The sequence below is a fragment of the Stenotrophomonas sp. LARHCG68 genome, from assembly GCF_052871705.1.
The window spans coordinates 1-26,714 of the sequence record NZ_JBIXJV010000001.1 but is presented as its reverse complement, the minus strand read 5'-3'; the positions used below and the strand labels follow the sequence as shown (position 1 = coordinate 26,714).

At 67.0% G+C, this 26,714-nt stretch carries 25 protein-coding genes; 12 read left to right on the top strand and 13 right to left on the bottom strand.

The window, feature by feature from the left end; genetic code table 11:
• Positions 1 to 111 precede the first annotated feature (111 nt).
• The 6 genes from rpsU to ACIPR8_RS00100 all read left to right on the top strand — a co-directional run bounded on the left by rpsU (position 112) and on the right by ACIPR8_RS00100 (position 5,548).
• Positions 112 to 327: a 30S ribosomal protein S21 gene (rpsU, locus tag ACIPR8_RS00125; RefSeq protein ID WP_002808376.1), complete on the top strand. Its 216-nt coding sequence runs from the start codon at positions 112 to 114 to the stop codon at positions 325 to 327.
• 136 nt (positions 328 to 463) lie between these two features.
• Positions 464 to 910 (top strand): GatB/YqeY domain-containing protein, encoded by a 447-nt coding sequence (locus ACIPR8_RS00120; protein ID WP_132865943.1) that lies wholly within the window; start codon positions 464 to 466, stop codon positions 908 to 910.
• A gap of 197 nt (positions 911 to 1,107) precedes the next feature.
• Positions 1,108 to 1,992 carry a YihY/virulence factor BrkB family protein gene (locus ACIPR8_RS00115; RefSeq protein WP_132865944.1) on the top strand — a complete coding sequence of 295 codons (885 nt, stop codon included), beginning with the start codon at positions 1,108 to 1,110 and terminating at the stop codon, positions 1,990 to 1,992.
• A gap of 287 nt (positions 1,993 to 2,279) precedes the next feature.
• Complete coding sequence (gene dnaG / locus ACIPR8_RS00110; RefSeq protein ID WP_446539780.1) at positions 2,280 to 4,016, top strand: DNA primase; 1,737 nt, start codon at positions 2,280 to 2,282, stop codon at positions 4,014 to 4,016.
• 22 nt (positions 4,017 to 4,038) lie between these two features.
• Positions 4,039 to 4,530 (top strand): fused DSP-PTPase phosphatase/NAD kinase-like protein, encoded by a 492-nt coding sequence (locus tag ACIPR8_RS00105; RefSeq protein WP_446539779.1) that lies wholly within the window; start codon positions 4,039 to 4,041, stop codon positions 4,528 to 4,530.
• A gap of 40 nt (positions 4,531 to 4,570) precedes the next feature.
• Positions 4,571 to 5,548: a bile acid:sodium symporter family protein gene (locus ACIPR8_RS00100; protein WP_446539778.1), complete on the top strand. Its 978-nt coding sequence runs from the start codon at positions 4,571 to 4,573 to the stop codon at positions 5,546 to 5,548.
• 147 nt (positions 5,549 to 5,695) lie between these two features.
• Here ACIPR8_RS00100 and cyoE read toward each other — a convergent pair whose 3' ends face one another.
• The 4 genes from cyoE to ACIPR8_RS00080 form a co-directional block, all read right to left on the bottom strand.
• Entirely contained in the window at positions 5,696 to 6,589 is an 894-nt protein-coding gene (gene cyoE / locus ACIPR8_RS00095; protein WP_132865948.1) for a heme o synthase, read from the bottom strand.
• A gap of 4 nt (positions 6,590 to 6,593) precedes the next feature.
• Positions 6,594 to 7,757, bottom strand: coding sequence for a COX15/CtaA family protein (locus ACIPR8_RS00090; RefSeq protein WP_192287893.1), 1,164 nt, complete (start codon positions 7,755 to 7,757; stop codon positions 6,594 to 6,596).
• 10 nt (positions 7,758 to 7,767) lie between these two features.
• A complete protein-coding gene (locus ACIPR8_RS00085) occupies positions 7,768 to 8,343 on the bottom strand; it encodes a hypothetical protein (protein WP_132866241.1) in 576 nt (191 codons plus the stop codon).
• 214 nt (positions 8,344 to 8,557) lie between these two features.
• The gene (locus ACIPR8_RS00080) at positions 8,558 to 9,277 is read right to left on the bottom strand and encodes an SURF1 family protein (RefSeq protein WP_446539777.1); all 720 of its coding nucleotides are present in this window, start codon (positions 9,275 to 9,277) and stop codon (positions 8,558 to 8,560) included.
• Between the two features lie 57 nt (positions 9,278 to 9,334).
• Between ACIPR8_RS00080 and ACIPR8_RS00075 the strand changes: the two genes are divergently transcribed.
• The gene (locus ACIPR8_RS00075) at positions 9,335 to 9,553 is read left to right on the top strand and encodes a twin transmembrane helix small protein (RefSeq protein ID WP_132865951.1); all 219 of its coding nucleotides are present in this window, start codon (positions 9,335 to 9,337) and stop codon (positions 9,551 to 9,553) included.
• 67 nt (positions 9,554 to 9,620) lie between these two features.
• Here the strand turns inward: ACIPR8_RS00075 and ACIPR8_RS00070 are convergent, their stop codons facing one another.
• The 6 genes from ACIPR8_RS00070 to ACIPR8_RS00045 all read right to left on the bottom strand — a co-directional run bounded on the left by ACIPR8_RS00070 (position 9,621) and on the right by ACIPR8_RS00045 (position 14,349).
• On the bottom strand, positions 9,621 to 10,496 hold the full coding sequence (locus ACIPR8_RS00070; RefSeq protein ID WP_446539776.1) for a cytochrome c oxidase subunit 3: 876 nt from the start codon (positions 10,494 to 10,496) through the stop codon (positions 9,621 to 9,623).
• 22 nt (positions 10,497 to 10,518) lie between these two features.
• Positions 10,519 to 11,112, bottom strand: coding sequence for a cytochrome c oxidase assembly protein (locus tag ACIPR8_RS00065; RefSeq protein ID WP_132865953.1), 594 nt, complete (start codon positions 11,110 to 11,112; stop codon positions 10,519 to 10,521).
• Positions 11,109 to 11,240, bottom strand: coding sequence for a hypothetical protein (locus tag ACIPR8_RS00060; protein ID WP_263863716.1), 132 nt, complete (start codon positions 11,238 to 11,240; stop codon positions 11,109 to 11,111). The genes ACIPR8_RS00065 and ACIPR8_RS00060 overlap by 4 nt, the downstream gene beginning before the upstream one ends.
• Positions 11,241 to 11,250: 10 nt before the next feature.
• Entirely contained in the window at positions 11,251 to 12,861 is a 1,611-nt protein-coding gene (ctaD, locus tag ACIPR8_RS00055; protein WP_192287896.1) for a cytochrome c oxidase subunit I, read from the bottom strand.
• 67 nt (positions 12,862 to 12,928) lie between these two features.
• Positions 12,929 to 13,858: a cytochrome c oxidase subunit II gene (coxB, locus tag ACIPR8_RS00050; protein ID WP_446539775.1), complete on the bottom strand. Its 930-nt coding sequence runs from the start codon at positions 13,856 to 13,858 to the stop codon at positions 12,929 to 12,931.
• A gap of 2 nt (positions 13,859 to 13,860) precedes the next feature.
• A complete protein-coding gene (locus ACIPR8_RS00045) occupies positions 13,861 to 14,349 on the bottom strand; it encodes a DUF2244 domain-containing protein (protein WP_446539774.1) in 489 nt (162 codons plus the stop codon).
• Between the two features lie 293 nt (positions 14,350 to 14,642).
• Here ACIPR8_RS00045 and putA point away from each other — a divergent pair, with 293 nt between their 5' ends.
• Positions 14,643 to 17,852: a bifunctional proline dehydrogenase/L-glutamate gamma-semialdehyde dehydrogenase PutA gene (gene putA, locus ACIPR8_RS00040; RefSeq protein WP_446539773.1), complete on the top strand. Its 3,210-nt coding sequence runs from the start codon at positions 14,643 to 14,645 to the stop codon at positions 17,850 to 17,852.
• Positions 17,853 to 18,089: 237 nt separating this feature from the next.
• On the opposite strand, the gene ACIPR8_RS00035 is transcribed toward putA, so the two are convergent.
• Positions 18,090 to 19,457: an outer membrane protein transport protein gene (locus tag ACIPR8_RS00035; RefSeq protein WP_192287899.1), complete on the bottom strand. Its 1,368-nt coding sequence runs from the start codon at positions 19,455 to 19,457 to the stop codon at positions 18,090 to 18,092.
• 205 nt (positions 19,458 to 19,662) lie between these two features.
• Here ACIPR8_RS00035 and ACIPR8_RS00030 point away from each other — a divergent pair, with 205 nt between their 5' ends.
• Both ACIPR8_RS00030 and ACIPR8_RS00025 read left to right on the top strand, forming a co-directional pair.
• Positions 19,663 to 20,355: a rhomboid family intramembrane serine protease gene (locus tag ACIPR8_RS00030; protein WP_192287900.1), complete on the top strand. Its 693-nt coding sequence runs from the start codon at positions 19,663 to 19,665 to the stop codon at positions 20,353 to 20,355.
• 21 nt (positions 20,356 to 20,376) lie between these two features.
• Entirely contained in the window at positions 20,377 to 20,700 is a 324-nt protein-coding gene (locus ACIPR8_RS00025; protein ID WP_446539772.1) for a DUF1820 family protein, read from the top strand.
• A 42-nt stretch (positions 20,701 to 20,742) separates the two neighbouring features.
• On the opposite strand, the gene ACIPR8_RS00020 is transcribed toward ACIPR8_RS00025, so the two are convergent.
• Together ACIPR8_RS00020 and ACIPR8_RS00015 are read right to left on the bottom strand one after the other, a co-directional pair.
• Positions 20,743 to 22,218 carry a S41 family peptidase gene (locus tag ACIPR8_RS00020; protein WP_446539771.1) on the bottom strand — a complete coding sequence of 492 codons (1,476 nt, stop codon included), beginning with the start codon at positions 22,216 to 22,218 and terminating at the stop codon, positions 20,743 to 20,745.
• A gap of 154 nt (positions 22,219 to 22,372) precedes the next feature.
• Positions 22,373 to 23,716: a murein hydrolase activator EnvC family protein gene (locus ACIPR8_RS00015; protein WP_446539770.1), complete on the bottom strand. Its 1,344-nt coding sequence runs from the start codon at positions 23,714 to 23,716 to the stop codon at positions 22,373 to 22,375.
• A 46-nt stretch (positions 23,717 to 23,762) separates the two neighbouring features.
• Here ACIPR8_RS00015 and ACIPR8_RS00010 point away from each other — a divergent pair, with 46 nt between their 5' ends.
• Both ACIPR8_RS00010 and ACIPR8_RS00005 read left to right on the top strand, forming a co-directional pair.
• Positions 23,763 to 24,419 carry a hypothetical protein gene (locus ACIPR8_RS00010; protein ID WP_446539769.1) on the top strand — a complete coding sequence of 219 codons (657 nt, stop codon included), beginning with the start codon at positions 23,763 to 23,765 and terminating at the stop codon, positions 24,417 to 24,419.
• Between the two features lie 55 nt (positions 24,420 to 24,474).
• Positions 24,475 to 26,196, top strand: coding sequence for a M28 family metallopeptidase (locus ACIPR8_RS00005; protein WP_446539768.1), 1,722 nt, complete (start codon positions 24,475 to 24,477; stop codon positions 26,194 to 26,196).
• The last annotated feature ends 518 nt before the right edge of the window (positions 26,197 to 26,714 follow it).

Below are 26,714 nucleotides of genomic sequence, written 5' to 3'. Positions count from 1 at the left end.
GAACCTCCCCAGCCTCGGGGCAAACCCCGGGGGACTTGCGCACCCGCTCAAAGCGACTATAATGCGCGGCTCACCGGGCGTGACCCGGTTTCATTGTGTCCCGGAGATTCCATGCCCAGCGTCAAAGTCCGCGAGAACGAGCCCTTCGAGTTTGCTCTTCGCCGCTTCAAGCGCACTTGCGAAAAGGCCGGCGTGCTGGCCGAGACCCGCAAGCGCGAGTTCTACGAAAAGCCGACCCAGGAACGCAAGCGCAAGGCCGCTGCTGCCGTCAAGCGCCAGCTGCGTCGTTCCTCGCGTGACGTGACCAAGCGTCAGCGCCTGTACTGATCGGACGCGACTCCTGAACGGGGGGCTTCGGCCTTCCGTACTGGGGTAAGAGCCGGCACGCGCAAGCGTAGCCGGCTTTTTGCGTTCCCGGCCCCCGTGTTTCCAAACCGTATTCCGATCCCGAAAGAGGTGATCCATGAGCCTGAAGCAACAGCTGACCGATGACATGAAGGCCGCCATGAAGGGCGGCGACAAGCACTCGCTGGGCGTGATCCGCCTGATCAACGCGGCCATCAAGCAGCGTGAAGTGGACGAGCGCATCGAACTGGACGATACCGCCGTGATCGCCGTGCTGGACAAGATGGTCAAGCAGCGCAAGGACTCGGTGACCCAGTACGAAGCAGCCAACCGTGAAGACCTGGCCTCGATCGAACGCGAGGAGATCGTGGTGATCGAGCGCTACCTGCCGGCCAAGATGGACGAAGCCGCCATCAGTGCCGCCATCGCGGCAGCCATCGCCGAAACCGGCGCGGCCAGCGCCGCCGACATGGGCAAGCTGATGGGCGTGCTCAAGCCCAAGCTGGCCGGACAGGCCGACATGGGCCTGGTGTCCAAGCTGGTCAAGCAGGCACTGGCCGGCTGATCCCCCCAAGGCCCGCGGCAACGCGGGCCTTGTCCGTTCGAGCGGCCTCGGCCGCGAAGCCGACCGACCGCGCGCATCCCGCACCCCACGCACCAGCGGCTTCGCGCCTGAAGGTGCTCTCGCGGCCACCTGGTGCTTCACCCTCTTTTTTCATCACATCGCTTAACGTGCATGGCCTGCCGTGCCGTGCGACCGCAATGCCCTACCTGTCCCCCGACAAGCTGAAGCAGCGCCTGGATCAGTTGCAGCAGAGCCTGCCCGGCGCCCTGGTACGCCGCTTCGCCGAAGCCGACGTGATGACCCAGGCCGCGTCACTGGCCTTCTATACCCTGCTCTCGCTGGCACCGCTGCTGGTGCTGCTGCTGTGGCTGACCGCTTCGTTGTACCCGCCCGCACAGCAGGCGCTGGTCGACCAGATCGCCTCCCTCGCCGGCCGCAGCGTGGCCGAGGTCGCGCAGACGGTGATCAACAACGCCACCTCGCGCCCCGACCTGGGCTCGCTGGCCGGGCTGTGGAGCGTGGCCCTGCTGTTCATCGGCGCGACCGTGGTATTCGCCCAGCTGCAGGGGGCGCTGAACCTGATCTTCCGCACCGACATCCGCCGCTTCGAGGGCGTGCTGGGCTGGCTGAAGAAGCGCGTGTTCTCGGCCGGCGTGGTGCTGGCGCTGGGCTTCCTGCTGATCGTCTCGATGGTGGCCACCACCGCGTTGCAGGTGGTGTTCTCGCACCTGCCCTCGGCCCTGCCCGCCGTGGGCTACATCACCACGCTGGTGATGTATGCGCTGGGCTTTGCCTTCCTCTACCACTACCTGCCCGACCGGCCGGTGGAATGGCGCCAGGCCTTCATCGGCGGCGCCATCACCGCCATTCTTTTCACCCTGGGCCGCTACGGCATCGGCCTGTACATCGCCAATGCCGCCCCGGGCAGTGCCTACGGCTCGATGGGGACGCTGGTGATCATGCTGGTGTGGATCTACTACGCCAGCGTGGTGTTCTTCGGCGGGGCACTGATCACCGCGGTGATCGATGAGCGGGCACGGGCACGGCGCGCGCTGCCAGATACGCCTGCAGAGACGGACTGAAGCAGCGGCCGTTGCTCTGTCCTCCGGCCTCGTCAACGGTAAGAGCTGAAGTCCGCGCCCCATCCGCTTGCCCGCCACCAGGGCAACTCCTCCCCAACCCTCCCCTGCGCCTTTGGCGCAAGGGAGGGGGCGGCTCACGGTGATCCGTCGGTACGCCATGTACGCCCCCTTCCTTTGGCAGCGCCAAGGGAAGCGCTCGGCAGGGGCACGCTCCCGGCGCAGGCGAGTACACTTCTCCTCCATCCCTGTTGTGTGCCCCGCCCTCCGGCGGCGCTGTTCATTGCCGCATGGCCCGACTTCCCGACGCGTTCATCGACGACCTGCTCGCCCGCACCGACATCGTGGAGGTGATCAACACGCGCGTCCCGCTCAAGCGCAAGGGCAAGGAATACGAAGCGCGCTGCCCGTTCCACGACGAGCGCTCGCCCAGCTTCTACGTCTCGCCGACCAAGCAGTTCTACCACTGCTTCGGCTGCGGCGCGCACGGCACCGCGATCAGCTTCCTGATGAACTACGACCGCCTCGAGTTCCTCGACGCGGTCGACGAGCTGGCCAAGCGCGTCGGCATGGAAGTGCCGCGCGAGAACACCCCGCGCAGCCAGCAGCAACAGGACGACAGCCGCGACCAGTACTCCGCGCTGGATGCGGCCAGCCGCTTCTTCCAGAAGCAGCTGGAAGGCAACGACAAGGCGCGTGCCTACCTGGACAGCCGTGGCGTCGATGCCGACACCCGCGCGCGCTTTTCCATCGGCTACGCGCCGGACGGCTACAGCGCGTTGAAGGATGCGCTGGGCAAGGACGAGCGGCGCATGAAGCTGCTCGACCGCGTGGGTCTGTTCTCCAAGAACGACCGCGGCCACGTCTACGACAAGTTCCGCGACCGGGTGATGTTCCCGATCTTCGACCGCCGTGGCCGGGTGATCGCCTTCGGCGGTCGCGTCATGCAGAAGGACGACGGCCCCAAGTACCTCAACTCGCCGGAAACCGCGCTGTTCCACAAGGGCCGCGAACTGTACGGGCTGTGGCAGGTGCGCCAGGCCAACCAGAAGATCGAGCGCCTGATCGTGGTCGAGGGCTACATGGACGTGGTCAGCCTGTTCCAGTTCGGCGTCACCCAGGCGGTGGCGACGCTGGGCACGGCGACCACGCCGGACCACGCCGAGCTGCTGTTCCGCAACGCGCCGGACGTGTACTTCTGCTTCGACGGCGACAACGCCGGCCGCAAGGCCGGCTGGAAGGCGCTGGAATCGGTGCTGCCGCGCATGAAGGACGGCCGTCAGGCGTTCTTCCTGTTCCTGCCCGATGGCGAGGACCCGGACACCATCGTGCGCAAGGAAGGCGCCGAAGCCTTCGACGCACGCCTGAAGCAGGGCACGCCACTGTCGCAGTTCTTCTTCGACGAGCTCAGCCGCGAGATCAACCTCGGCACGCTGGACGGCAAGGCCCGCCTGGCCGAACGCGCGCGGCCGATGCTGGCGCAGATCCCCGACGGTGCCTTCGGCGACCTGATGAAGCAGGAGCTGGCGCGCCTGACCGGCATCGGCGCAAACAGCTCCGTGCCTGCCAGCGCCGCAGCGCGGCCGGCCGCACGCGGCAACGTGATGCCGGTGCAGAAGCGCAGCCTGGTGCGCGCGGCCATCGCCATCCTGCTGCAGCAGCCATCACTGGCCATGAACCTGCATGGCCACCACGCCATCGGCGGCCTGCGCCTGCCCGGCATCGAGCTGCTGCTGGAACTGCTGCAGCTGGTCGAGCAACGCCCGGACATCAGCACCGGCGCGCTGCTGGAGCATTTCAACGAGCGCGAGGAACAGGCCGCGCTGCACAAGCTCGCCGCCATCGCCCTGCCCGGTGATGAGGCCAGCTGGGGCCAAGAACTGCAGGACGCCATCAACCAGCTCGAAAAACAACTGCTGCAGCAACGCCTGGATGAACTGCAGGCCAAGCAGCGCCAGCAGGGCCTGGATGAAGCCGACAAGTACGAGCTGCGCGAGTTGCTCAAGACCCGGGCCACGCTGCGCTGACCCGTCCACCGGAGGTTGTTCGATGACTGGTTTCCGTTCGCTCCTGCTGCTGGCCGTGCTTGCATCGGCCGATGCGATGGCCACCGACGCTCCGCTGCGCCAGCCCCGCCCGCAGTTGCTCACCGCCGGCCAACCCAGCGCGCAACAGCTGCGCGATGCCGCACGCTCCGGCGTCACCACCGTCATCGACCTGCGTCGGCCCGAGGAAGACCGCGGCTACGACGAAGGCGCGCAGGCCGAGCAGCTCGGCCTGCGTTATGTCCGCCTGCCCATTGCCGGCGCCGCCGACCTCACCACGGCCAACGCGCGCACCCTGCAGCGCCTGCTCGCACAAGACGACGGCACCACCCTGCTGCACTGCGCGTCGGGCAACCGTGCCGGTGCACTGCTGGCCCTGCTCAATGCCCGGCTCGAAGGTGCCTCCACCGACGACGCATTGCAGCTCGGCCGCGCGGCCGGCATGACCTCGCTGGAAGCCAGCGCGCGCAGCGCCATCGAGGCCCCTGTCCCCTGAGCATGCCTTCACCCGCACCTGATCGAGGAACCCCTGCCTGATGAAACGCTGGTGGTCGCGCCTGCGGCCTGACAACTTCACCCTCGCGCTGCTCGTCACCATCGCGCTGGCCACCGTGTTGCCGATGAGCGGCGCGTTGGCACGCGGCTTCGACCACTTCACCGACATCGCCATCGCCGCGCTGTTCTTCCTGCACGGCGCGCGGCTGTCGCGCGAGTCGATCATCGCCGGCATGCTGCACTGGCGCCTGCACCTGGTGATCCTGGCCTGCACGTTCGTGCTGTTCCCGCTGCTGGGGCTGGCCTTCAAGCCGCTGTCCGGCGCGCTGCTGACACCGGAGCTGTACCTGGGCGTGCTGTTCCTGTGCACCCTGCCCTCCACCGTGCAATCGTCGATCGCCTTCACCTCGATGGCCGGTGGCAACGTGCCGGCCGCGGTCTGCGCCGCGTCGCTGTCGAGCATCCTCGGGGTGTTCCTGACCCCGTTGCTGATGACCCTGCTGGCCGGCACGCAGGGCGGCATGGCCAACCCGCTGCATGCGGTCGGCGCGATCATGCTGCAACTGCTGGTGCCCTTCGTCGCCGGCCACCTGCTGCGCCCGGTGATCGGCGGCTGGGTGGAACGACAGCGCCCGCTGTTGCGCTACACCGACCAGGGCACGGTGCTGCTGGTGGTGTATGCCGCCTTCGGTGAGTCGGTCAACGAAGGCCTGTGGACCAAGACGCCGCTGGTCTCGCTGCTGACCACCGCGGTGATCGCCGTGGTGTTGCTGGCCATCGCCATGCCCGGCATCACCTGGCTCGCGCGCAGGCTGGGCTTCAGCCGCGAGGACGAGATCCCCATCGTGTTCTGCGGCTCCAAGAAGAGCCTGGCCACCGGCGTGCCGATCGCCAAGGTGCTGTTCGCCGGCGGCAGCCTCGGTGCGATCGTGTTGCCGATCATGATCTACCACCAGATCCAGCTGATCGTCTGCTCGATGGTCGCCCAACGCTACGCCGCCAAACAAAAAGCCCCGTAGGAGCGGCCTCGGCCGCGATGCCGATAGACATGCGGTCCGCAGCAAAGCACGCCATCACGGACGCTACGGGTGGACGGGGTTCATCAACGGTGGCGCCTTACCGGCTTCGCGGCCGAGGCCGCTCCTACACGGTAGAACGGCCCGGCTTCACAGCCAGGGCAGCAACCAGTGGTCCACCAGCAGGAAGGCAAACAGCGCCATCAGGTAGACGATGGAATACCAGAACGTCTTCATGTTGAACATTTCGTCCGGTGGGTCCTGCATCTTCCATGCGTACCACAGGAACACGATGTTCAACACGCTGGCACCGCCCAGGTAGAACATCCCGCTCATGCCGATCGCCACCGGCAGCAGCGTCACCACCACCAGTACCACGGTGTAGATCAGGATCTGCCGGCGCGTATGCGGCACGCCGTGGGTCACCGGCAGCATCGGCACGTCGGCCTTGGCGTAGTCGGCGCGGCGGAAGATCGCCAGCGCCCAGAAGTGCGGCGGCGTCCACACGAAGATGATCAGCACCAGCAGCGAGGCATAGGCCCAATCGGAGCTGCCCTGCATGCCGGTCACCGCCGCCCAGCCCAGCAGCGGCGGTGTGGCGCCGGCCAGGCCGCCGATGACGATGTTCTGCGACGTCGCCCGCTTCAGGTACACGGTGTAGATCACCGCATAGCCGATCAGCGAGGCAAACGTGAGCACCGCGGTGATCACGTTCACCCACAGCACCAGCAGGGTCATCGACAGCGCCGTCAGCGCGCCGGCGAACACCAGCACCTGGCGCGGCGTGACCTTGCCCACCACCAGTGGCCGCCACGAGGTGCGTGCCATCTGCGCGTCGATGCGCGCGTCCAGCAGCTGGTTGATCGCTGCCGCGGCGGCCGCCGACAACCAGATGCCGATGAAACCCACCGCACCGGACACCACCTGCGCGGTGGTCGGCAGGGTCGGGATGGCCAGGCACATGCCCACCAGGGCGGTGAACACGATCAGTGCCACCACCTTGGGCTTGGTCAGGTCCCAATAGTCTTGCCAGGTCGCGCTCATGCCATCACTCCGGGGCACGCAGGCGTGCGAGCAACGACACCAGCACGAACAACAGCGCCACTGCCCCGCCGCTGTGCATCACCGCCACCGCCAGCGGCAGGGCCAGCTTGACGTTGAGCACGCCCAGGCTGATCTGCAACAACACCAGCAGGCCCAATGCGGTCGACCATCCGCGCATGCCGGGCAGGCGGAACATGCGGACCGACAGCACCAGCAGGTACAGCGACACCACGACGGCCATCATCCGGTGCGCCATCTGGATCGCGATGCGCGAGGCGCCGTCGAGCACGCCACCTTCGTAATCCACGCCGATGCCGCGCCACAGGGTGAAGCCTTCGCCGTAGTTCTGCTGCGGCCACCACTGGCTGACGCAGCGCGGGAAGTTGTCCAGCGACACGCTGCCGCCACCGCAGGCCAGCGCCGCGTAGTTGGCGCTGACCCAGCCACCGAGCGCGATCTGCAGCACCAGCAGGGCCAGGCCGGCACGCAGCCACCAGCGCAGGCGCGGCGCCTCGGCCAAGGTGATCGGCAGGTGCGTGGCCCGCCAGGCCATCCACACCAGCAGGCCGAACATGGCCATGCCACCGAGCAGATGGCCCATCACCACGATCGGCTTGAGCAGCCAGGTCACCGTCCACATGCCCAGCAGGGCCTGGAACACCACCACCGCCAGGGTCAGCACCGCCGCCCGTGCCAGGTCGATGTTGGACCAGCGCAGCGCCGCCAGCAGCAGGATCGCCTCGCCGCCGATGGCCAGCACGCTCGAAGCCACGTGCTCGCCGCGCATATACAGGGGAATGGCCAGCGCCACCAGCACCGAGGCGGTGACGATCTGGGCGATGCCATGCCGGCGCCGGCGTGCCGCCAGCAGCGCCAGGGTCAGCACCTCGACGCCGAGCAGGCCGGCCAGGAAGCGATGCACCTGCTCGCGCCAGGCCTTGTGGCTCTCCAGCGGGCGGATCTCGCTGGCCACGTGCTGGGCGGCTTCCATCTGGGTCTGCGGCCAGGTCACGCGGCCGTAGCAGGTCGGCCAGTCCGGGCAGCTCAGCCCGGCATCGGACAGCCGCACGAACGAACCGAACATGATCGTGCTGGCGGTCATGATCAGTGCGAACCACGCCAGGCGGTGGAAATTGCGGTACAGCGCCGGACGCGCGTGGGCATTCATCGAACGGGACTCACTTCAGTTTCAACAGCCTGGAAAGGTCGGCCCGCAATCCACCGGGTTCGAAGCCGGGCGCATAGCGCAACACCACAAAGCCATTGGGATCAATCACATACACCGGGGTTCCAGCCGGGTCATCGACACCCGGCAGCTTCGCCCGGAACGCGGGCTGGGCCTGCAGCACCTTCAGTGCCGGCGTGACCGCCACCGCTGCCGGCGGCGAGCCCAGCCACAATATCTCGACATTATCCGCGTTATGCCCGAACAGCTGCCAGACCTTGTCCAATTGCTGCGACAAAGTGACGCAGGCCGGTGCGCAATCGGCCGGCGGTGCCAGCACGATGCGCCAGGTGCGTTCGGCCGGATTCCAGGCATAGGGCTGGCCGTCGGCCAGCCGCAGCGGTTCCTGGCGCAGATCGATCGGCGGCTCGTACAGCTGCCCATGGTTGCGGTTGATCTGCGGGGTCCAGCCGGAGAAACGCAGGATGCCGGCCAGCGCCATCGAACCGAAGAACATCGCGAAGATCAGCAGCAGCACGCGGCGGCCCTTGTTGCGGACGGCAAGCTGTTCGGGCGTGAGGGCATTCATGCGTGGCAGTTTCCCATGTGAACCAGTGAACTCGAACGTCTGTCGGTGGGCAACCGTGGCCATTCCCCGCCCTGCGCCAACGCCGGGAAGAAAGGAATGACGAGCAGCGCCCTGCATGCCATCGGCAGACGGGCCGATGAACGCCCGTGGCGCTGCCGGAGAATCGAACGGACCCGGGAGAAACGGCTCCTGCCCGCGCGGCGGCATCGCCCCATCACCGCCTGGCCCGCCCGCGCCGCCATTGCAGCACCACGGCGATCACCAGCACCGCCAAGGCCATCGCGAACCATTGCACCGCGTAGCCGAGGTGGCGTGACGGCGGCAGCGTGTTGGGCAGCAACTCCAGGTCGCGCTCGTATCCCAGCGGCAACGCAGGATCCAGCCGCAGCACCTGCGGGGCCATGGGCGCATCCGCCACTCCCAGCGCGCGGGAAATGGCCGGCAATTCGATGCGCGTGGCCAGCCAGGTCCGCGGCTGGTCGGCCGCTGCCAGTGCCGGGCCCAGCGCCAGCCCCGCCGAAGGGGGGGGGGCCCAGAGGCCTTCCAGCGTCTGTACGCCCGGCTGCGGCGTGATCGCCGGCATCCGCCGGTCCGCCGGCAACGGCAGCCAGCCCAGGTCCACCAGCACCACCTGCCCGTCGTCGGCGCGCGCCGGCTGGTAGACCTTCACCCCGGCCCGGCCGTGGCGCAGCTGGTTGTCCAGCAGGATGCTGCCGGGCAGGAACTGCAGCCGGTCGCGCACCCAGTGCAGCACCCGCGGCGCCTGCATGGCCTGCCGTACGGTCATCGCCTTCTCGCGCCCGGGCGGCACCTGGTCCAGCAGGGCCTGCTTCTCGTGCATGCGCTGCAGCTGCCAGACGCCCAGGCCGCAGAACACCGTCGCCACCAACAGCGCCAACGACCAGCCGAACGCGCTTGTGTGCTGTCGCGTCATGACAAGCGGCCCCGGAGCGGGTGATATAGCGTTGCCAATTCACCCATCGGGCCGCGCATGAACGATTCGTTGAAGACCTTGCTGGTAATCGCGTTTCTGATCGTCATCGTCTGGAATCTGGGAGCCGGCCTCTACTACCTGATGATCGATCGTGGCCAGACCAAACGCACGGTCAACGCGCTCACGCGGCGCATCGTCCTGTCGGTGGTGCTGATCCTGCTGGTCGGGCTGGGCATCTACACCGGCTGGATCAAGCCGCACGGCGTCGGCGGCTGAGTCGCAGCAGAACGGGAGTGAAGCCCATCAGCGCTTCACCTCCCTGCGTGCCAAGCGTCCGCGTCGATCAGAGCACGTAGACGAACAGGAACAGCATCAGCCACACCACGTCGACGAAGTGCCAGTACCACGCCGCCGCTTCGAAGCCGAAATGGTTGTCTCGGGTGAAATGCCCCTTGGCCGCACGCAACCACATCACGATCAGCATGATCGTGCCCAGCGCCACGTGGGCACCGTGGAAGCCGGTCAGCATGAAGAACGTGGAGCCGTAGATGCCCGAACCCAGCGTCAGGTTCAGCTCCTTGTAGGCATGGATGTATTCCTCGGCCTGCAACGTCAGGAACACGCAGCCGAGCACGATGGTCAACCCCAGCCAGGTCAGCAGCTGCATGCGGTTGCCGGCCTTCAGTGCATGGTGGGCGATGGTCAGGGTCACGCCGGAGGTCAACAGGATCAACGTGTTGATCAGCGGCAGGCCCCACGCCGGGATGGTCTGGAACGCGCCGCCGATATCGGCCGGGCCGTTGGTCGGCCAGGCCGCCGAGTAACCGCTCCACAGCAGGTCGTTGGTCGCCACGCCATGGCCTTCGCCACCGAGCCACGGCAGGCCCATGTTGCGCGTGTAGAACAGCGCGCCGAAGAACGCGCCGAAGAACATCACCTCGGAGAAGATGAACCAGATCATCCCCATCCGGAACGAGCCGTCGACCTGCCGGTTGTAGTTGCCGGCCACCGATTCGCGGATGACGTCGCCGAACCAGAGGAACAGGGTGAACACCAGCATCGCCAGCCCGACGAAGAAGGTCCAGCGCCCCCAGCTGGCGTCGTTGAGCCAGCTGGCCACCCCCACCATCAGCACCAGCATGGCGATCGAGCCGACGAAGGGCCATTTGCTCTGGCTCGGCACGAAGTAGACGTTGGCATCAGGCGTGTTGTGGGCCATGGCGTTGCTTCCGGGTCCGTGATCAGGGAGCTGCATGGGCGGCAGCCGCGGTCGAAGCCGGGGCCAGCTGCTCGGTCAGCGCATCATTCTTGTAGAACGTGTACGACAGGGTGATGGTGCTCACGTCGTCCGGCAGGTCCGGGTCGACGATGAAGCGTACCGGCATCTCGCGCTGCTCCCCGGCCTGCAGGGTCTGCGCGGTGAAGCAGAAGCATTCGGTCTTGTTGAAGAAGCCGGAGGCACGCGCCGGCGCCACCGACGGCACCGCGCTGCCGACCAGCGGCCGTTCGCTTTCGTTGCGGGCGTAGTACAGGGCCTCGTTCAACTCACCCGGCACCACGTCCATCGTCAGCTTTTCCGGATGGAACGCCCACGGCAGCTTGGAGTTCACGCCACCATCGAACTCCACCCGCACCGTGCGCCGGGCCTTGCCGGCACCGTCATGCGTGGCCGCCGCCTGGCTGGCGCCGCGTTCCAGCCGCACGCCGAACACCTTCTCGCAGGCGATGCGGTACAGCGGCACCAGCGAGAAGGTCAGCACGAACACGCCCAGCGCGACGCCGATCAGCCGGACCATGCCGGCATTGCGGGCGGGCTTGGGCGCAGGCGTGGTCACTGCGCCAGCACCCCGGACAGGATGAAGCCGACGTACACCGCCACCGCGATCACGCCCACCACCAGCGCGGTGCGGCGTGCACGCCGACGACGCTGGGCCAGTTCATCGGGTTGCCACTGGCTGTTCATGCCCTGCTCCTCAATGGGTCACGTCGTCGTGGGCCAGGTCGCCCGGCTTGATCACCGGCGGGACGGTGAAAGTGTGCGCCGGTGCCGGCGACGGCACGGTCCATTCCAGGCCCCTGGCGCTTTCCCAGGCACGCGCTTCGGCACGCTTGCCGCTGCGCAGCGAGGACAACAGGATGCCGGCCATCAGGAACGGGGTGACGAACATGCCGAACGCACCGATCGAGCTGACCAGGTTCCAGTCGGCGAACACCGGGTTGTAGTCGGGGATGCGGCGCGGCATGCCGGCCAGGCCCAGGAAGTGCTGCGGGAAGAACAGCAGGTTGACGAACACCATCGTCCACCAGAAATGGAACTTGCCCCAGAACTCGTTGTACATGCGACCGGTCCACTTCGGCCACCAGTAGTACACCGCCGCGATCAGCGCCAGCACCGCGCCGGTGACCAGCACGTAATGGAAGTGCGCCACCACGAAGTAGGTGTCGTGGTACTGGAAGTCGGCCGGCACGATGGCCAGCATCAGGCCGGAGAAGCCACCGATGGTGAACAGGATGACGAAGGCGATGGAGAACAGCATCGGCGTTTCGAACGTCAGCGAGCCCTCCCACATCGTGCTGACCCAGTTGAACACCTTCACGCCGGTCGGGATCGAGATCAGCATCGTGGCAAACATGAAGTAGATCTCGCCACCCAGCGGCATGCCTACCGTGAACATGTGGTGCGCCCACACGATGAAGGACAGGAAGGCGATGGCGGCAGTTGCGTACACCATCGCCTGGTAACCGAACAGCGGCTTGCGGCTGAAGGTGGGGAGGATCTCGCTGACCACGCCGAACGCCGGCAGGATCATGATGTAGACCTCCGGGTGACCGAAGAACCAGAAGATATGCTGGTACATCACCGGGTCACCGCCACCGGCGGCGTTGAAGAAGCTGGTACCGAAGAACTTGTCGGTCAGCAGCATGGTCACCGCACCGGCCAGCACCGGCATCACCGCGATCAGCAGGAACGCGGTGATCAGCCAGGTCCAGCAGAAGATCGGCATCTTCAGCAGGTCGATGCCCGGCGCGCGCATGTTCAACACGGTGGCGATGATGTTGATCGCGCCCATGATCGAACTGATGCCGGCCACGTGGATGGCGAACACGCTGAAGGCCACGTTGTAGCCGCCCTGCAGCGACAGCGGCGGGTACAGCGTCCAACCACCAGCAGGGGCGCCACCGGGCAGGAACAGCGTCATCAGCAGCAGGGTGAAGGCCACCGGCAGCAGCCAGAACGACCAGTTGTTCATGCGCGGCAGCGCCATGTCCGGCGCGCCGATCTGCAGCGGGATCATCCAGTTGGCCAGGCCGACGAAGGCCGGCATCACGCCACCGAAGATCATCACCAGCGCATGCACGGTGGTCATCTGGTTGAAGAATTCCGGCTTCATGTGTTGCAGGCCGGGCTCCATCAGCTCCCAGCGGATCAGCACCGACATGAACGCGCCGATGATGAACATCGTGAAGCTGAAGAGCAGGTACAGCGTACCGATGTCCTTGTGGTTGGTGGAGAAGAACCAGCGTTCGAAGAAGCTTTGGTGGTGACCGTGGTGCTCGGAGTGATCCACTGCGGAGTTCGCCATTGCAACTACACCTCGTTAATCCAGTTTCCAGGCATCGCGCCGGCCTGCCGGCCGGCACGCAGTGGGATCAGGCGCCGGTCGCGGCCGGCGTCGCCGGCGCGGCTTCCGGTTGCGGTGCTTGCTCGGAGGCCGGCGCCGCGGGTGCAGCGGCCGGTGCCGCCTCCGCCGCGGGTGCGGGTTTGCGCGAGGCCAGCCAGGTCTTGAAGTCTTCCTTGGACACGGCCTTGACCACGATCGGCATGAAGCCATGGTCCTTGCCGCACAGCTCGGCGCACTGGCCGCGGTAGACGCCGACTTCCTCGATGTTGGTCCAGCGCTCGTTGATGAAGCCCGGCACCGCGTCCTGCTTCCAGCCCAGCGCCGGCACCCACCAGGCGTGGATCACGTCATCGGAGGTGATGACGAAGCGGACCTTGGTATCGACCGGCAGCACCAGCGCGTTGTCCACGTCCAGCAGGTAATGCGGATCGGTGGCCAGGGTCGGCACCGCCCCGCTCTGCCGCAGCTCGTCGGACTTGCGGTCCAGGCGGCTGGTGAAGGCGACATCCTCGCCCAGATATTCGTACTTCCACATCCATTGATAGCCGGTGATCTTCACCGTCATCTCCGAATCGCGGGTGTCGTACATGGCGATCAGCTTGGCCGTGGCCGGCCAGGCCATCACCACCAGGATCACAATGGGAATGACGGTCCAGATGATCTCGGCCTTGGTGTTGTGGCTGAACTGCGCGGCCACCGCTCCCTTGGACTTGCGGAACTTGAACACCGCGTAGAACAGCGCGCCGAACACCAGCACGCCGATCACCACGCAGACCCACAGCGCCACCATGTGGGCTTCCCACGCCATGCGCGCGGTATGGGTCACGCCCTTGCCCATGTTGAGCTGCCACTCCTTGGGGTCGGCGGACTGCGCCCACGCCACAGGTGCCGACAGCGCCATGGCTGCCAGCATGCATCCGTACTTCAACTTCCCGCCCCACCCGCTGCTTTGCTTCATGCCTAGACCCTTGACGTCGTCGGTTTGCAGCCATTGCTGGCTGCGAGCAAGCCTTCAAGTGCCGCCGCAAGTTCCTGGCGTTCGGCAGGTGCGAGGAAACTCCCCACTTCCACCCGCTTTCCACTGGAAACCAGCAGGACCCGTCCCTCTCCGGTGACCAGCCGCACCCAATACGGGTGTGCCCGGAACACCGGTGAACTCCCGGCCGCGGGGATCATCTCCACGCAGTCCGGTCCTACCCGGATCTCTTCCCGGCGGTCGCCGCTGCGCCAAGCCGCACGCAACGCCCAACCCACCAGCAAGCAATGCACCAACGCGAAGACCGGAGCGAAGACGTTCCCGGACAGCCAACCCAGGCCTGCGGTGAACACCATCAGTCCAGCCAACGCGGCGAACAACAGGACGAACTGCCGGGCCGTGAGCGCCCGTGGGGGATGCAGCACCAGCTGCGCATGTGAGCCATCGGAAACCGACCGAAGCATCTGGATCATGTCGCAACCGCGTCCGTACCGCGGAAAACGACCCGATGGTAGCCCTGCAAATTCACACCGGCAAGCTTCCATTCATCGATGTCGGATTGTTGCAGCGCACACTCGAATCGCCGCCAGCCCGCCAAACATCGGCGGATAATTTGACGGTTTCGGCACAAACTGGAAATGCACCTCTCGCTTTACCGAAACGCCTGCCACACAAGGCTTTCGGCCGGGTGAAAGGACGCCAGGGGGACTGGGAAAACCGCCGGCAAGGATTAAAATGGCCGAATCCGACAACCCTGGTCCCAGGCATGAACGCAACACCTTCCACTGCTGTCGCTCCCTCCGCGGAAGCCCTGCTTTCGCCCGAGCTGCCACCGGTACCTGCCGCACTGCGACAGGCCATCACCGATGGTTGGCTGAAGGACGAAACCATCCACGTCCGTGAACTGCTGGCGCAGGCGCGCCTGCCCGCCGCCGAGCAGGCGCAGGTGCAGGCCACCGCCGCCGACCTGGTGCGCCGCGTGCGCGCGCGCGCCAAGAACCAGGGCGCGATCGAGGCTTTCATGCGCCAGTACGACCTCGGCAGCGAGGAAGGCGTGCTGCTGATGTGCGTGGCCGAAGCGCTGCTGCGCATCCCCGACCAGGAAACCGCCGACAAGCTGATCCGCGACAAGCTCGGCGAAGCGGACTGGAAGAAGCACATGGGCCAGTCCGACTCGGTGCTGGTCAATGCCTCCACCTGGGGCCTGATGCTGACCGGCCACCTGGTCGACCTCGCCGACGCCACCAAGCGCGACGTGCATGGTGCGTTCAAGAGGCTGATCGGCCGCGTCGGCGAGCCGGTGATCCGCCTGGCCGTGCGCCAGGCCATGAAGATCATGGGCCACCAGTTCGTCATGGGCCGCACCATCGACGAAGCACTGTCGCGCTCGCACAAGGGCGACAACAGCAACTACCGCTACTCCTTCGACATGCTCGGCGAAGGCGCGCTGACCATGAAGGACGCGCTGCGCTACCTGGAGGACTACCGCCGCGCCATTCACGCCATCGGTGGCGACAACATCGCCCGCGGCGGCAAGGCCGACGGCGACGTCACCGCCTCGCACGGTATCTCGATCAAGCTTTCGGCGCTGTACCCGCGCTACGAGCATGCCAAGCGCGAGCGCGTGCTCAAGGACCTGGTCCCCGGCGTGCTGGAGCTGGCCCAGCTGGCCAAGTCCTACGGCATCGGCTGCACCGTCGACGCCGAGGAAACCGACCGCCTGGAGCTGTCGCTGGACATCATCGAGCGCGTGGTCAGCGATCCCTCGCTCAAGGGCTGGGAAGGCTTCGGCATCGTGGTGCAGGCCTACCAGAAGCGCACCCCGTACACGATCGACTACCTGGCCGACCTGGCCCGTCGCATCGGCCACAAGCTGCAGGTGCGGCTGGTCAAGGGCGCCTACTGGGACGCGGAGATCAAGCGCGCCCAGATCGAAGGCCTGGCCGGCTACCCGGTGTTCACCCGCAAGCAGAACACCGACGTGTCCTACATCGCCTGCGCCAAGCGCCTGTTTGGCCACAGCGACACGCTGTACCCGATGTTCGCCACCCACAACGCAGCCACCATCGCCGCGGTCAAGCAGATCGCGCAGGGCCGCACCTACGAGCACCAGAAGCTGCACGGCATGGGCGATGACCTGTACGCCGAGGTGATCCCGGCCGACCGCCTCAACGTGCCCTGCCGCGTCTACGCGCCGGTGGGTTCGCACGAGGACCTGCTGCCGTATCTGGTGCGTCGCCTGCTCGAGAACGGCGCCAACTCCAGCTTCGTCAACCGCATCACCGACGAGGACGTGTCCATCGACGACCTGATCCGCGATCCGGTCGAGGCGGTGTCCTCGTTCGCGTCCATCCCGCATCCCAAGATCCCGCTGCCCATCGACCTGCTGCGCAGCCAGAACCACGACAGGAACAATTCCATGGGCATCAACCTCGCCAACGACAACGACCTGCGTGCCCTCGCCCAGCAGCTGCACGCTGCCATTAAGCCGTGGCAGGCAGCACCGCTGGTGCCGGGCGCGACCAGCACCGGCGCCACGCTGCCGGTGACCAACCCGGCCGACAGCCGTGAAGTGGTCGGCCAGTGGCAAGCCGCCGACAGCGCCACCGTGCAGCAGGCACTGGCCAACGCGGTGGCCGCGCAGCCGGCCTGGAACCGCACCCCGGCCGCCAGCCGCGCCGCCATCCTCGAACACGCCGCCGACCAGCTGGAAGCCCGCATCGCCGAGTTCATGGCGCTGTGCGTGAAGGAAGCCGGCAAGAGCCTGCCCGACAGCGTCGCCGAAGTGCGCGAGGCGGTGGACTTCCTGCGCTACTACGCCAAGCAGGCACGCGAGCAGTTCGGCAGCGCCGAGAAGCTGCCCAGCCCGACCGGTGAATCCAACGAACTGCAGCTGCATGGCCGCGGCGTATTCGTCTGCATCAGCCCGTGGAACTTCCCGCTGGCGATCTTCCTGGGCCAGGTCAGCGCCGCGCTGGCCGCCGGCAACAGCGTCATCGCCAAGCCGGCCGAGCAGACCAACCTGGTCGGCTACTACGCGGTGAAGCTGCTGCTCGACGCCGGCGTGCCGGAAGGCGTGCTGCAGTTCCTGCCGGGCGATGGCGCCACCGTCGGTGCCGCGCTCACCGCCGACCCGCGCGTGGCCGGCGTGGCCTTCACCGGCTCCACCGAGACCGCCCGCGCCATCAACCGCGCGATGGCCGCACGCGATGCCGCCATCGGCGTACTGATCGCCGAGACCGGCGGCCAGAACGCCTTCATCGCCGACTCCTCGGCGCTGCCGGAACAGCTGGTCAAGGACGCGATCGCCTCGGCCTTCACCTCGGCCGGCCAGCGTTGCTCGGCCGCACGCGTGCTGTTCGTGCAGGACGACATCGCCGACAAGGTGATGGGCATGCTGGCTGGCGCGATGGCCGAACTGAAGATCGGCAACCCGGGCGAGCTGTCCACCGACGTCGGCCCGGTCATCGACGCCGACGCACTGCAGATCCTCACCGACCATGCCGCACGCATGGACGCCGAAGCCCGCCTGATCGCCACCGCACCGCTGTCCGGCGAAGCCGCCAACGGCACCTTCTTCGCCCCGCGCGCCTACGAGCTGAAGGACCTGGGCCAGCTGCACAAGGAAATCTTCGGGCCGGTGCTGCACGTGATCCGCTGGAAGGCCGATCAGCTGGACGCGGTGATCGACCAGATCAACGCCACCGGCTACGGCCTGACCCTGGGCGTGCATTCGCGCATCGACGAGACGGTTGACCGCATCGCCGCGCGCGTCAACGTCGGCAACGTGTACGTCAACCGCAACCAGATCGGCGCGGTGGTCGGCGTGCAGCCGTTCGGCGGCCAGGGCCTGTCCGGCACCGGCCCCAAGGCCGGCGGCCCGCACTACCTGCTGCGCTTCGCCACCGAAAAGACGGTGACGGTGAACACCACCGCCGCCGGCGGCAACGCCTCGCTGCTGACCCTGGGCGACTGATCGCACTGCCGCAGGAACAAACAAGAACCCCGCGAAAGCGGGGTTTTTGTTTGGCCGCACCCACATGAAACGACGAGGGCCGGACCACTGCGGTTGCAGTTGCAGTTGCAGCTGCGGTTGCTCTTCCCCCTCCCTTTCGCGAAGCGAAGGGGAGGGCCGGGGAGGGGTGCCTTTGCCTCTCCCAAACAAAAAGCCCCGCTTGCGCGGGGCCTTCTGCTGCATCACTACGGGGCTCGATCAGAACTTGTAGTTGATCGAAGCGGCGAGCACGTCGCCACCCACATCGTACTTGCCCTTCAGCGTGCTACCCGTGGCCGAGACCAGGTTGATCGACGGCTCGTCGGTGAACAGGTGGGTGTAACCGAAGTTGAACTCGGTACGCTCGGACGGGGTCCAGCCCAGGCCGACCGACAGCCACTTGCGGGTCACGTCCGGCACGCGCACGTCACGGTGCTCGTTGCTGGTCGGGCTCTGGTCGTAGGCAACGCCGCCACGCAGGGTGAGGGTGTCGGACAGCTTGTACTCGGTACCGATCGAGGTGAAGGTCGTGTCGTTGTACTTGAACGGCAGATCCTGGTCCGGCTGGTTCGAGGCGAAGTCGATGGTCACGGTGTCGAACGACGGCGACCAGGCGGTGCGGGTCACGTCGCCCATCACGGTCCAGCGGTCATTGATGCGGTGGGTCACGCTCAGGGTTGCCGAGGCCGGCAGCTCCAGGGTGGCCTTGCCCGAGGTGTTCACGTACTGGCCCGGACGTGCCTGTGCCAGCACGGCAGCGGCGGTCGGCGGCACGTTGAAGGTGGCCTTGCCGCCGGTGATCTTGTGCTCGACCTTGGAGCGGTAGCTCAGCGCGATGTTGGTGTCTTCGGTCGGGCTGAAGGTGCCGCCGATGGTCCAGCCGAAGGCATTGTTGTCGCCTTCCACCTTGTAGGAACCGTCGGCATTACCCGGACGGAAGCCCAGCTGCGCGCCACCCGGGCTGGCATACAGCGCGGTACCGAAGTCGATCGCGCTGGTCAGCTCGATGGTCAGGTGCTCGACGAACACGCCGGCGCCGAAGGACACGTACGGGTTCACGTCGTAGGAGAACGAAGCGCCCAGGTCGATGGCCTTCAGGTCGGTCTTGATGCCGTGGTAGCGGCCCACCCAATCCTTGTCGTATTCGGTGGTGAAGCCGAACGGCACGGTCAGCGACGCACCGAAGTGCATGTTGTCGTTCTCGCCGAACGGGATGTGCAGGTAAGCGGCCGGAACCGGCGCGATCATGCCGGCATCGCCGCCATTGCCGCCACCGATCGGGGTGCCGGTGCCCGGGCCGGTCGGGCCGACGTAACGGCCGCCTTCGCTCTTGAAGTCAGCCGAGAAGCTGATGGCGCTCACGTCGGCCTGGAACTGGCGGCCGTCCAGCAGACGCATCGAGGCCGGGTTGGTCGCCACGACGGAGGCATCGCCCCAGGCGCTGGTCGAACCTGCGAAAGCGCGGCCCAGGCCCTTGGCGCTGTTTTCCTTCAGCTGGAAGGCGGCAGCATGGGCGTGGCCGAAAGCCAGGGCGCCGGCGATGCCGACAGCCAGTGCGGTGACGCGGGCAAACGTGGAAGCGGTCATGTTCGAATGTCTCTCCGTAAACGGTGGTGGTCGTTTTTGCGCCTGCACTTCCAGTCCGCCAGGACGGCCTGGGAGCGCGCCGGAGTCCCCTCCCGACATACGACGCCGTATGCAGTATCACTCAGGGGCATTAACTAAACAATAACGTCGGCCGGAAAAATTATGCCTCCCCCGGATGACGGTGCCGGGTTAGGCTTGCAGCCCGATGTTCGTCTCGATCCCCTCCCGCAAGAAGCCGGGCCTCCGCTGGGCCGTGCCGTTGCTGTTCACGGTCATCTGGCTGGCCTTCCTGTGGTCGATCTCACGGCCGGATGAGGCTCGCCGCTCGCTCTGGATGGACTGGGGCGCCTTGTCCACCGGACTGGGCAACCCGCAGGACTGGTGGGCGGCGCTGAGCGACGGCAGCGTCCTGCGGCTGTTCACCGCCCTGTTCCTGCACGCCGACTGGCTGCACCTGCTCGGCAACCTGGTGTTCCTGCTGATCTTCGGGCTGCCGGCCGAGCGTGTGCTCGGTCCTTGGCGCCTGCTGCTGTTGTTCCTGGCCGGCGGTGCGGTGGCCAACCTGGCGGCCCTGTATGCGATGGGTACACCGGACCGCATCATCATCGGGGCCAGCGGTGCGGTGTCGGCGTTGATGGGGGCCTACCTGACCCTGTTCCCCGGTGCCCGGCTGGGCGTGGTGCTGCCCCTGGGCCTGTTCCTGGAGTTCGTCCGTGCCCCCGCCTTCCTGTTGATCGGGGTCTGGGCAGCACTGCAGGTGGTGTTTGCCTACATCGGCCCCAGCTTCGGCATGGTGGCCTGGTCGGCACATGTGGCCGGCTTCCTGTTCGGGATCGTCTACGGCCTGTACATCCGTGCCGCCATTGCCCGCAAGCTGCGCAAGAACCACGGCTTCTGAGCCGGCTTCTATAATCAGGCGATGAGCAGCAAACCCCTGTACAAGGTCACCTTCCTCAACCACGGCAAGGTCTACGAGCTGTATGCACGGCGCGTCGGCGGCAGCCACCTGTGGGGCTTCAACGAGATCGCCGAGCTGGTGTTCGACATCCACGACGGGCTGGTGGTCGACCCCACCGAAGAGCGCCTGCGCGAGGAGTTCGGCGACACCCGGGTGCTGCACCTGCCGATGCAGAGCATCGTGCGCATCGAGGAAGTGGAGAAAAAGGGCCAGTCCTCCATCCGCGACGCAGCCACCGGCGAGAAGGTAGTCACGCCCTTCCCGCTGCCCGGCAAGCCACGCTGAATCACCTGGAAAAAGGCCCCGCGATGCGGGGCCTTGTCTGTATTACTTGTCGCCGTCCACCGGCTCGGGCGTGTCAGCCGGCTCCACGGGCGTGGACGGTGCTGCCTTCGCCGGCGCTTGGACAGCCTCCGGCTTGGCCGGTGCCGAGGGCGTTGCCGGTGCTGGCGCCGGTGTGGCGGCGGCGGGCTTTGCCTTTGCCGCGGCTGCCGCAGCGGCCTGCGCGGCGACCACCGAGCCGGGCTGCTTGAGTTCCTGCAACGCCTGCTGGATCGGCGCGTCACCCGGCAACACCACGCCGGCCTTGCCACCGTCGGCCTCATCGTCACCGTGCAGGTGGCCGGGCAGGCTGGCCTCGCTGTAGTCGACCAGGCTGGGCGGCAGGTCCTGGGTGGCCTCGTCCGCTTCGGCGGTCAACTCCACCTCCGGCACGATGCCGGTGGCCTGGATCGACCGCCCGCTGGGCGTGTAATAGCGCGCGGTGGTCAGTTTCACCGAGTCGCCGTTGTCCAGCGGCAACACCGTCTGCACCGAGCCTTTGCCGAAGGTACGGCTGCCGACGATGCGGGCGCGCTGGTTGTCGCGCAGCGCACCGGCCAGCACTTCCGAGGCACTGGCCGAACCGGCATCCACCAGCACCACCACCGGCGCACCCTTGAGCAGGTCGCCCGGGGTGGCATCGAACCTGGCGTCGCTGATCGAGATGCGGCCACGCGTGCTGACGATGCCGCCCTTGTCGAGCAGGTCGTCGGCCACCTGCACCGCAGCGGTCAGCAGGCCGCCAGGGTTGCTGCGCAGGTCCAGCACCAGCCCCTTCAGCTTGCCACCGGCCTGCGCCTGCAGCTGCGCCAGGTTCTTCTGGAAGTCGGCACCGGTATCGGCCTGGAAGGTACTGATGCGCACATAGCCATAACCCGGCTCCAGCATCCTGCTGCGCACGCTGGTGACGCGGATGGTCTCGCGCACCACGGTCACGTCGAACGGCTTCTGCTGGCCGCGCTCGATGGTCAGCACCACCTTGCTGCCGGCTTCACCGCGCAGCGGTTCCATCGCCTCGATCGCGCTAATCGGCTTACCGTCGATCGCCACGATCAGGTCACCGGCGCGCAGGCCGGCGCGCGCGGCCGGCGTATCGTCGATCGGCGACACCACCTTGAGCGTGTTGTCGTCCTGCTGCAGCAGCTCCACGCCGATGCCTTCGTAGGCACCATTGGTCTGCTCGTCGAATGCCTCGGCGTCGGCCTTGTCGAAGTAGGTGCTGTGCGGATCCAGTTCCAGCAGCAGGCCGCGCACGGCCGACTGCATCAGCTTCTTGTCATCGACCGGATCGACATACGCCGCGCGCACCGCGTTGTAGACGGCGACGAAACGGCGGATCTCATCCAGCGGTACGCGCGAGGTCACCGATTCCTTGGTGTCGGGATCGTCGGCCCGGGACGCCTTGTCCTGGGCGCTCTGCGCCAGCGATAGCGCGGGGGACAGGGCCAACAGCAGGGCAGCTGCAAGACGGGCTACACGCATGAACCACTCCATGAGAAAACGGATGCGTGCCAAGGCACGCCGGGTCCGATTATGCGCGAAGCCCGGCTAAATTCCCGTTGAACCCGGCCATGCCCGCCGCCCCGGCCGACATGTGCGGTTTAGCTGCGCGCCTGGCCCGTCAACGCCGCATGTACTACTGGCGCTGCAGCCAGGTCGAGGGATCGACCGGCTGGCCGTTGCGGCGCAGCTCGAAGTACAGCGCGGTCACACCCTGCCCGCCCGAGTTGCCGACCTTGGCCACGGCCTCGCCGCGGCGCACCCGCGCCCCGGCATCACGCAGCAGGGCATCGTTGTGGGCGTACAGGCTCATGTAGCCGTTGCCATGGTCGACGATCAGGATCATGCCGTAGCCGGTCATCCAGTCGGAGAACACCACCGTGCCGTCGGCCACCGCGTTGACCGTGCTGCCGGCCGGAGCACCGATCAGGACGCCGCTGCTGTTGCGGCCATCGGGGAGACGGCCGCCATAACGGGCCAGCAGGTTGCCCGACAGCGGCCAGCCCAGCCCGCCCACCCGGGGGGCTGGCGCATTGGCCACCACCCGCGGCGGCGTCTTGCCCGGCGCGGCGCGCGGCGCATCCCGCGGTGCCGTTGCGCCGTTCGCGGCCTGCCGGGATTGCGCGGCGGCGGCACGGCGGGCCGCGGCGCGGCGTTCGGCCTCGGCACGGGCAGCGGCGGCACGCAGGTTGGCCAGCAGGCGTTCCAGCGATTGCGCGTCCTTGCCCAGGGCCTTCTCGCGGTCGCTGCGGTCCTGGTAGCGCTGGTCCAGTTCGGCCACCACCGTGGCACGCTGGCGACGGTCCTGGGCCAGCGTGGCGGCATCGCGGCGCTGCTGCTCGCGCGCCTGCTCCAGCTCGCGGCTGCGTGCGGTGATCTGCTGCTCGGTACTCTCCAACGCCGTCAGGTCGGCCGTCAGCGCGGTGATGGCGGCGGCACGCTCGCGTTGCAGGTAACGGTGATAGGCCAGCTGCCGGTTGCCATCGGCCACCGTGTCCTGTGACAACAGCAGCTTCAGTGGCGCGTGGTTGCCCAACTGGTAGGCGCCGCGGAGCAAGGCCGCCAGTTGCCGGCGTTGCTGGGCAAGGCCGCCCTGCAGGGTGGCCTTGCGCTGCTGCAGCTCCGCCAGGGCCTGCTGCTCGCGGCGCACCGCGGCATCGGCCTCGGCCACCGCGCGACCACTGCGCGCCACCTTCTGGTCGGCGGCGCGCAGCTGCTGCTGGGCCTGGTCACGCTGGCCCTCCAACTGGCGGCGTTCCTGAGACACATTGCGCAGTTCACCGCGCAACTGCTGCAGCTTCTTCTCCGCATCACGGGACGTGTTCTGCGCCAGCAGCGGCCCGGCCAGCAGCGCCAGCACCAGCAACCCGGAGGCCCGCAGGCGCGACGGGGCAGGCAGCCGGTGCAGGACGGGGCGGTGGCGGGTCTGGCGCAAGGGCGTTCCAGTGACTTCAGACAGATGCGGATTGTAACCAAGCATGGTGCGATCATCCCCTGTCCCCTGAACGCCCCGGCGGAGACCTTCCATGAAACGTTTGCTGCTCACCCTGGCCCTGGCCTCCCTCGCCCCGTTGGCCATGGCCGACGACGACATCAGCAAGGTCAACGGCGCCATCAGCACCAATGCCGGCACCACCTACCGCGACCTGGACACGGTGAACGGCAGCATCCACCTGGCCAGCGGCGTCAGCGCCCGCGGCGTGGAAACGGTCAACGGCAGCGTCCACATCGAGGACAACGTCAGCGCCCGCAGCGTCGAGACGGTCAACGGCGCCATCCGCAGCGGCCGCCAGCTGGTGTTGAGCGGCGGGCTGGAAACCGTCAACGGCAGCATCTTCGTCGACCGTGGCAGCCGCATCGGCGGCGACGTGGAAACCGCCAATGGAGGCATCGGCCTGGTCGGCACGCAGGTGCAGGGCAACATCGAGACGGTCAACGGCGACATCACCGTCGGCGTCGATTCGGTGATCAAGGGCGGCATCAAGGTGACCCGTCCCTCGTTCAGCATTTCGCTGACGCCGCCGCGCAAGCCGCGCATCATCATCGGCCCCAACGCCGTGGTCGAAGGCAACCTGGTGTTCGAGCGTGAAGTCACGCTGTACGTGCATGACAGTGCCCGCATCGGCCCGGTCAGCGGCGCCACGGTACAGCGGTTCTCCAGTGAGCGCGCACCGGCTGACTGAGCACCGCGGGCGCATCGCGCCTAGAATCGGGGTTCGATCGGAAACCGGAGTTCCCATGCCCCGCAAACTGTTGTTGTGTCTTGCCGCCAGTGCGGCGCTGGTCGCCTGCAAGGGCGAACAGGCCGCACCCGTCACCGCCGCGCCACCGGCACCCGCGCCCACCCAGGTGCCGACGCATGCCTTCGATGCGCAGATCAACGCCGGCGACTTCGGCGAACTGGTGAAGCAACTGGCCTCCGATGCGTTCGAGGGTCGGGCGCCGGGCACGCAGGGCGAGGAACTGACGGTCAACTACATCCGTGACCAGATGCAGCGCATCGGCCTGCAACCGGGCAACGGTGACAGCTGGTTCCAGGACGTCCCGATGACCGAGACCACGGCCGATCCCGGTACCGTGCTGAAGATCCAGCAGGGCGGGGCCAGCCGTGACCTGGCGTTCGGCACCGACATGGTGATCGGCACGCGCACCGGGCAGCCCGAGATCAGGATCGACAACAGCGAGCTGGTGTTCGTCGGCTACGGTGTCGACGCCCCCGAACAGAACTGGAACGACTATGCCGGCCAGGACTGGAAGGGCAAGACTGTGGTCATGTTCGTCAATGATCCCGGCTTCCACAGCAACGATGCCAAGCTGTTCGACGGCAAGCGCATGACCTATTACGGGCGCTGGACGTACAAGTTCGAGGAAGCCGCGCGCAAGGGCGCCGCCGCCGCGCTGATCGTCCATGACACCGCCGGCGCTTCGTACGGGTGGGACGTGGTGAAAAACTCCTGGGGTGGCGCGCAGTACGACCTGCCGGCGGCCGAGGACAAGGAACCGCGCCTGCAGGCCCAAGGCTGGCTCAGCGCCGAGGCGGCGCGCACGCTGTTCTCCGATGCCGGGCTCGACCTGGACAAGGCCTACCGCGATGCCAACAAGCGTGGCTTCAAGCCGGTACCGCTGCAGGCCAGCCTTTCGCTCGACCTGAAGAGCACCATCGCGCAGAAGAAGTCGCGCAATGTGGTCGGCGTCTTGCCAGGCAGCAAGCGTGCCGACGAAGCAGTGCTCTACATGGCGCACTGGGACCACCTCGGCAAGCACGAGGGCGAGGAAGGCGACAACATCTACAACGGCGCGGTCGACAATGCCACCGGCGTGGCCGGCATCCTCGAGATCGCCGACGCGATGGCCCACCAGGCCCTGCCGCCGGAGCGCTCGGTGGTGTTCCTGGCGGTCACCCTGGAGGAATCAGGCCTGCTTGGCTCGCAGTACTACGTCAACCACCCGACCTTCCCACTGGACAAGATCGCCGGTGTCATCAACATCGACGCCATGTCGGTCAACGGCCGCGCCCGTGACATGACCGTCACCGGCTTTGGCAGCTCGGAGCTGGAGGACATCCTCAAGCCGCTGGCCGCCGCGCAGAACCGTACCCTGCATGCCGAATCCTCGGTGCAGAGTGGCTTCTACTTCCGTTCGGACCATTTCAACTTCGCCAAAGCCGGCGTCCCGGCGCTGTATGCCGACGGCGGGGAAGACCTGGTCGACGGTGGCATTGAAGCCGGCAAACGTGCCGCCGAGGCCTACGGCAAGGATCGCTATCACAGCCCGAAGGACGAGTACGACCCCGCCACCTGGAAGCTCGACGGTACCGTCGAGGACCTGCAGTTGCTGTATGGCGTCGGCAACCAGCTGGCCGGCGGCGACGCCTGGCCCAACTGGTACGAAGGCAACCCGTTCAAGGCCAATCGCGACGCGATGATGAAGAGCAAGGCCAGCAACGCCGAAGCGAAGTAAGCCAATCGCAGAACCGGAAGCGGCGCCGTAAGGCGCCGTTTTTTTTATGCCCATGCCGCGGGCAACGCCGCGGCCCCGTAAGCGCCCTTTCGATAGGAGCGCCCTTGGGCGCGAAGCCCGCACCCGAGCAGCGCCTCGGCGCCTTCGCACCCACGCCTATCACCCGCTCCAGCCATTCTCGTAGCGAAGTACATTCCGGCCTCGCGCCTGAAGGTGCTCCTACGTCGACGGTGGAGCAACGAAGATCCCCGCGCAGTCCATCGCCTTTGGGTAGGAGCGCCCTCGGGCGCGAAGCCGGCGCCCGAGCAGCACTCCGCACCAATCGTACCCACGCGTATCACCCGCTCCAGCCATCCCCGCTGCCGGGGAGCCAAATCCCAGCCTCGCGCCCGCGGGCGCACCTCCCGGGCGCACGCCCACCGACGATGTTTCGGGCAAAGAAAAAGCCCGCTGCGGCGGCAGCGGGCTTTTGGGTTTAAAACCTGGCGATGACCTACTCTCGCACGGCTTGAGCCGCA

Bases quoted from the DNA above. Each gene is read 5' to 3' on its own strand.
- rpsU (WP_002808376.1), top strand. From the start codon at position 112: ATGCCCAGCGTCAAAGTCCGCGAGAACGAGCCCTTCGAGTTTGCTCTT.
- ACIPR8_RS00120 (WP_132865943.1), top strand. From the start codon at position 464: ATGAGCCTGAAGCAACAGCTGACCGATGACATGAAGGCCGCCATGAAG.
- ACIPR8_RS00115 (WP_132865944.1), top strand. From the start codon at position 1,108: ATGCCCTACCTGTCCCCCGACAAGCTGAAGCAGCGCCTGGATCAGTTG.
- dnaG (WP_446539780.1), top strand. From the start codon at position 2,280: ATGGCCCGACTTCCCGACGCGTTCATCGACGACCTGCTCGCCCGCACC.
- ACIPR8_RS00105 (WP_446539779.1), top strand. From the start codon at position 4,039: ATGACTGGTTTCCGTTCGCTCCTGCTGCTGGCCGTGCTTGCATCGGCC.
- ACIPR8_RS00100 (WP_446539778.1), top strand. From the start codon at position 4,571: ATGAAACGCTGGTGGTCGCGCCTGCGGCCTGACAACTTCACCCTCGCG.
- cyoE (WP_132865948.1), bottom strand. From the start codon at position 6,589: ATGAGCGCGACCTGGCAAGACTATTGGGACCTGACCAAGCCCAAGGTG.
- ACIPR8_RS00090 (WP_192287893.1), bottom strand. From the start codon at position 7,757: ATGAATGCCCACGCGCGTCCGGCGCTGTACCGCAATTTCCACCGCCTG.
- ACIPR8_RS00085 (WP_132866241.1), bottom strand. From the start codon at position 8,343: ATGAATGCCCTCACGCCCGAACAGCTTGCCGTCCGCAACAAGGGCCGC.
- ACIPR8_RS00080 (WP_446539777.1), bottom strand. From the start codon at position 9,277: ATGACGCGACAGCACACAAGCGCGTTCGGCTGGTCGTTGGCGCTGTTG.
- ACIPR8_RS00075 (WP_132865951.1), top strand. From the start codon at position 9,335: ATGAACGATTCGTTGAAGACCTTGCTGGTAATCGCGTTTCTGATCGTC.
- ACIPR8_RS00070 (WP_446539776.1), bottom strand. From the start codon at position 10,496: ATGGCCCACAACACGCCTGATGCCAACGTCTACTTCGTGCCGAGCCAG.
- ACIPR8_RS00060 (WP_263863716.1), bottom strand. From the start codon at position 11,240: ATGAACAGCCAGTGGCAACCCGATGAACTGGCCCAGCGTCGTCGGCGT.
- ctaD (WP_192287896.1), bottom strand. From the start codon at position 12,861: ATGGCGAACTCCGCAGTGGATCACTCCGAGCACCACGGTCACCACCAA.
- coxB (WP_446539775.1), bottom strand. From the start codon at position 13,858: ATGAAGCAAAGCAGCGGGTGGGGCGGGAAGTTGAAGTACGGATGCATG.
- ACIPR8_RS00045 (WP_446539774.1), bottom strand. From the start codon at position 14,349: ATGATCCAGATGCTTCGGTCGGTTTCCGATGGCTCACATGCGCAGCTG.
- putA (WP_446539773.1), top strand. From the start codon at position 14,643: ATGAACGCAACACCTTCCACTGCTGTCGCTCCCTCCGCGGAAGCCCTG.
- ACIPR8_RS00035 (WP_192287899.1), bottom strand. From the start codon at position 19,457: ATGACCGCTTCCACGTTTGCCCGCGTCACCGCACTGGCTGTCGGCATC.
- ACIPR8_RS00030 (WP_192287900.1), top strand. From the start codon at position 19,663: ATGTTCGTCTCGATCCCCTCCCGCAAGAAGCCGGGCCTCCGCTGGGCC.
- ACIPR8_RS00025 (WP_446539772.1), top strand. From the start codon at position 20,377: ATGAGCAGCAAACCCCTGTACAAGGTCACCTTCCTCAACCACGGCAAG.
- ACIPR8_RS00020 (WP_446539771.1), bottom strand. From the start codon at position 22,218: ATGCGTGTAGCCCGTCTTGCAGCTGCCCTGCTGTTGGCCCTGTCCCCC.
- ACIPR8_RS00015 (WP_446539770.1), bottom strand. From the start codon at position 23,716: ATGCTTGGTTACAATCCGCATCTGTCTGAAGTCACTGGAACGCCCTTG.
- ACIPR8_RS00010 (WP_446539769.1), top strand. From the start codon at position 23,763: ATGAAACGTTTGCTGCTCACCCTGGCCCTGGCCTCCCTCGCCCCGTTG.
- ACIPR8_RS00005 (WP_446539768.1), top strand. From the start codon at position 24,475: ATGCCCCGCAAACTGTTGTTGTGTCTTGCCGCCAGTGCGGCGCTGGTC.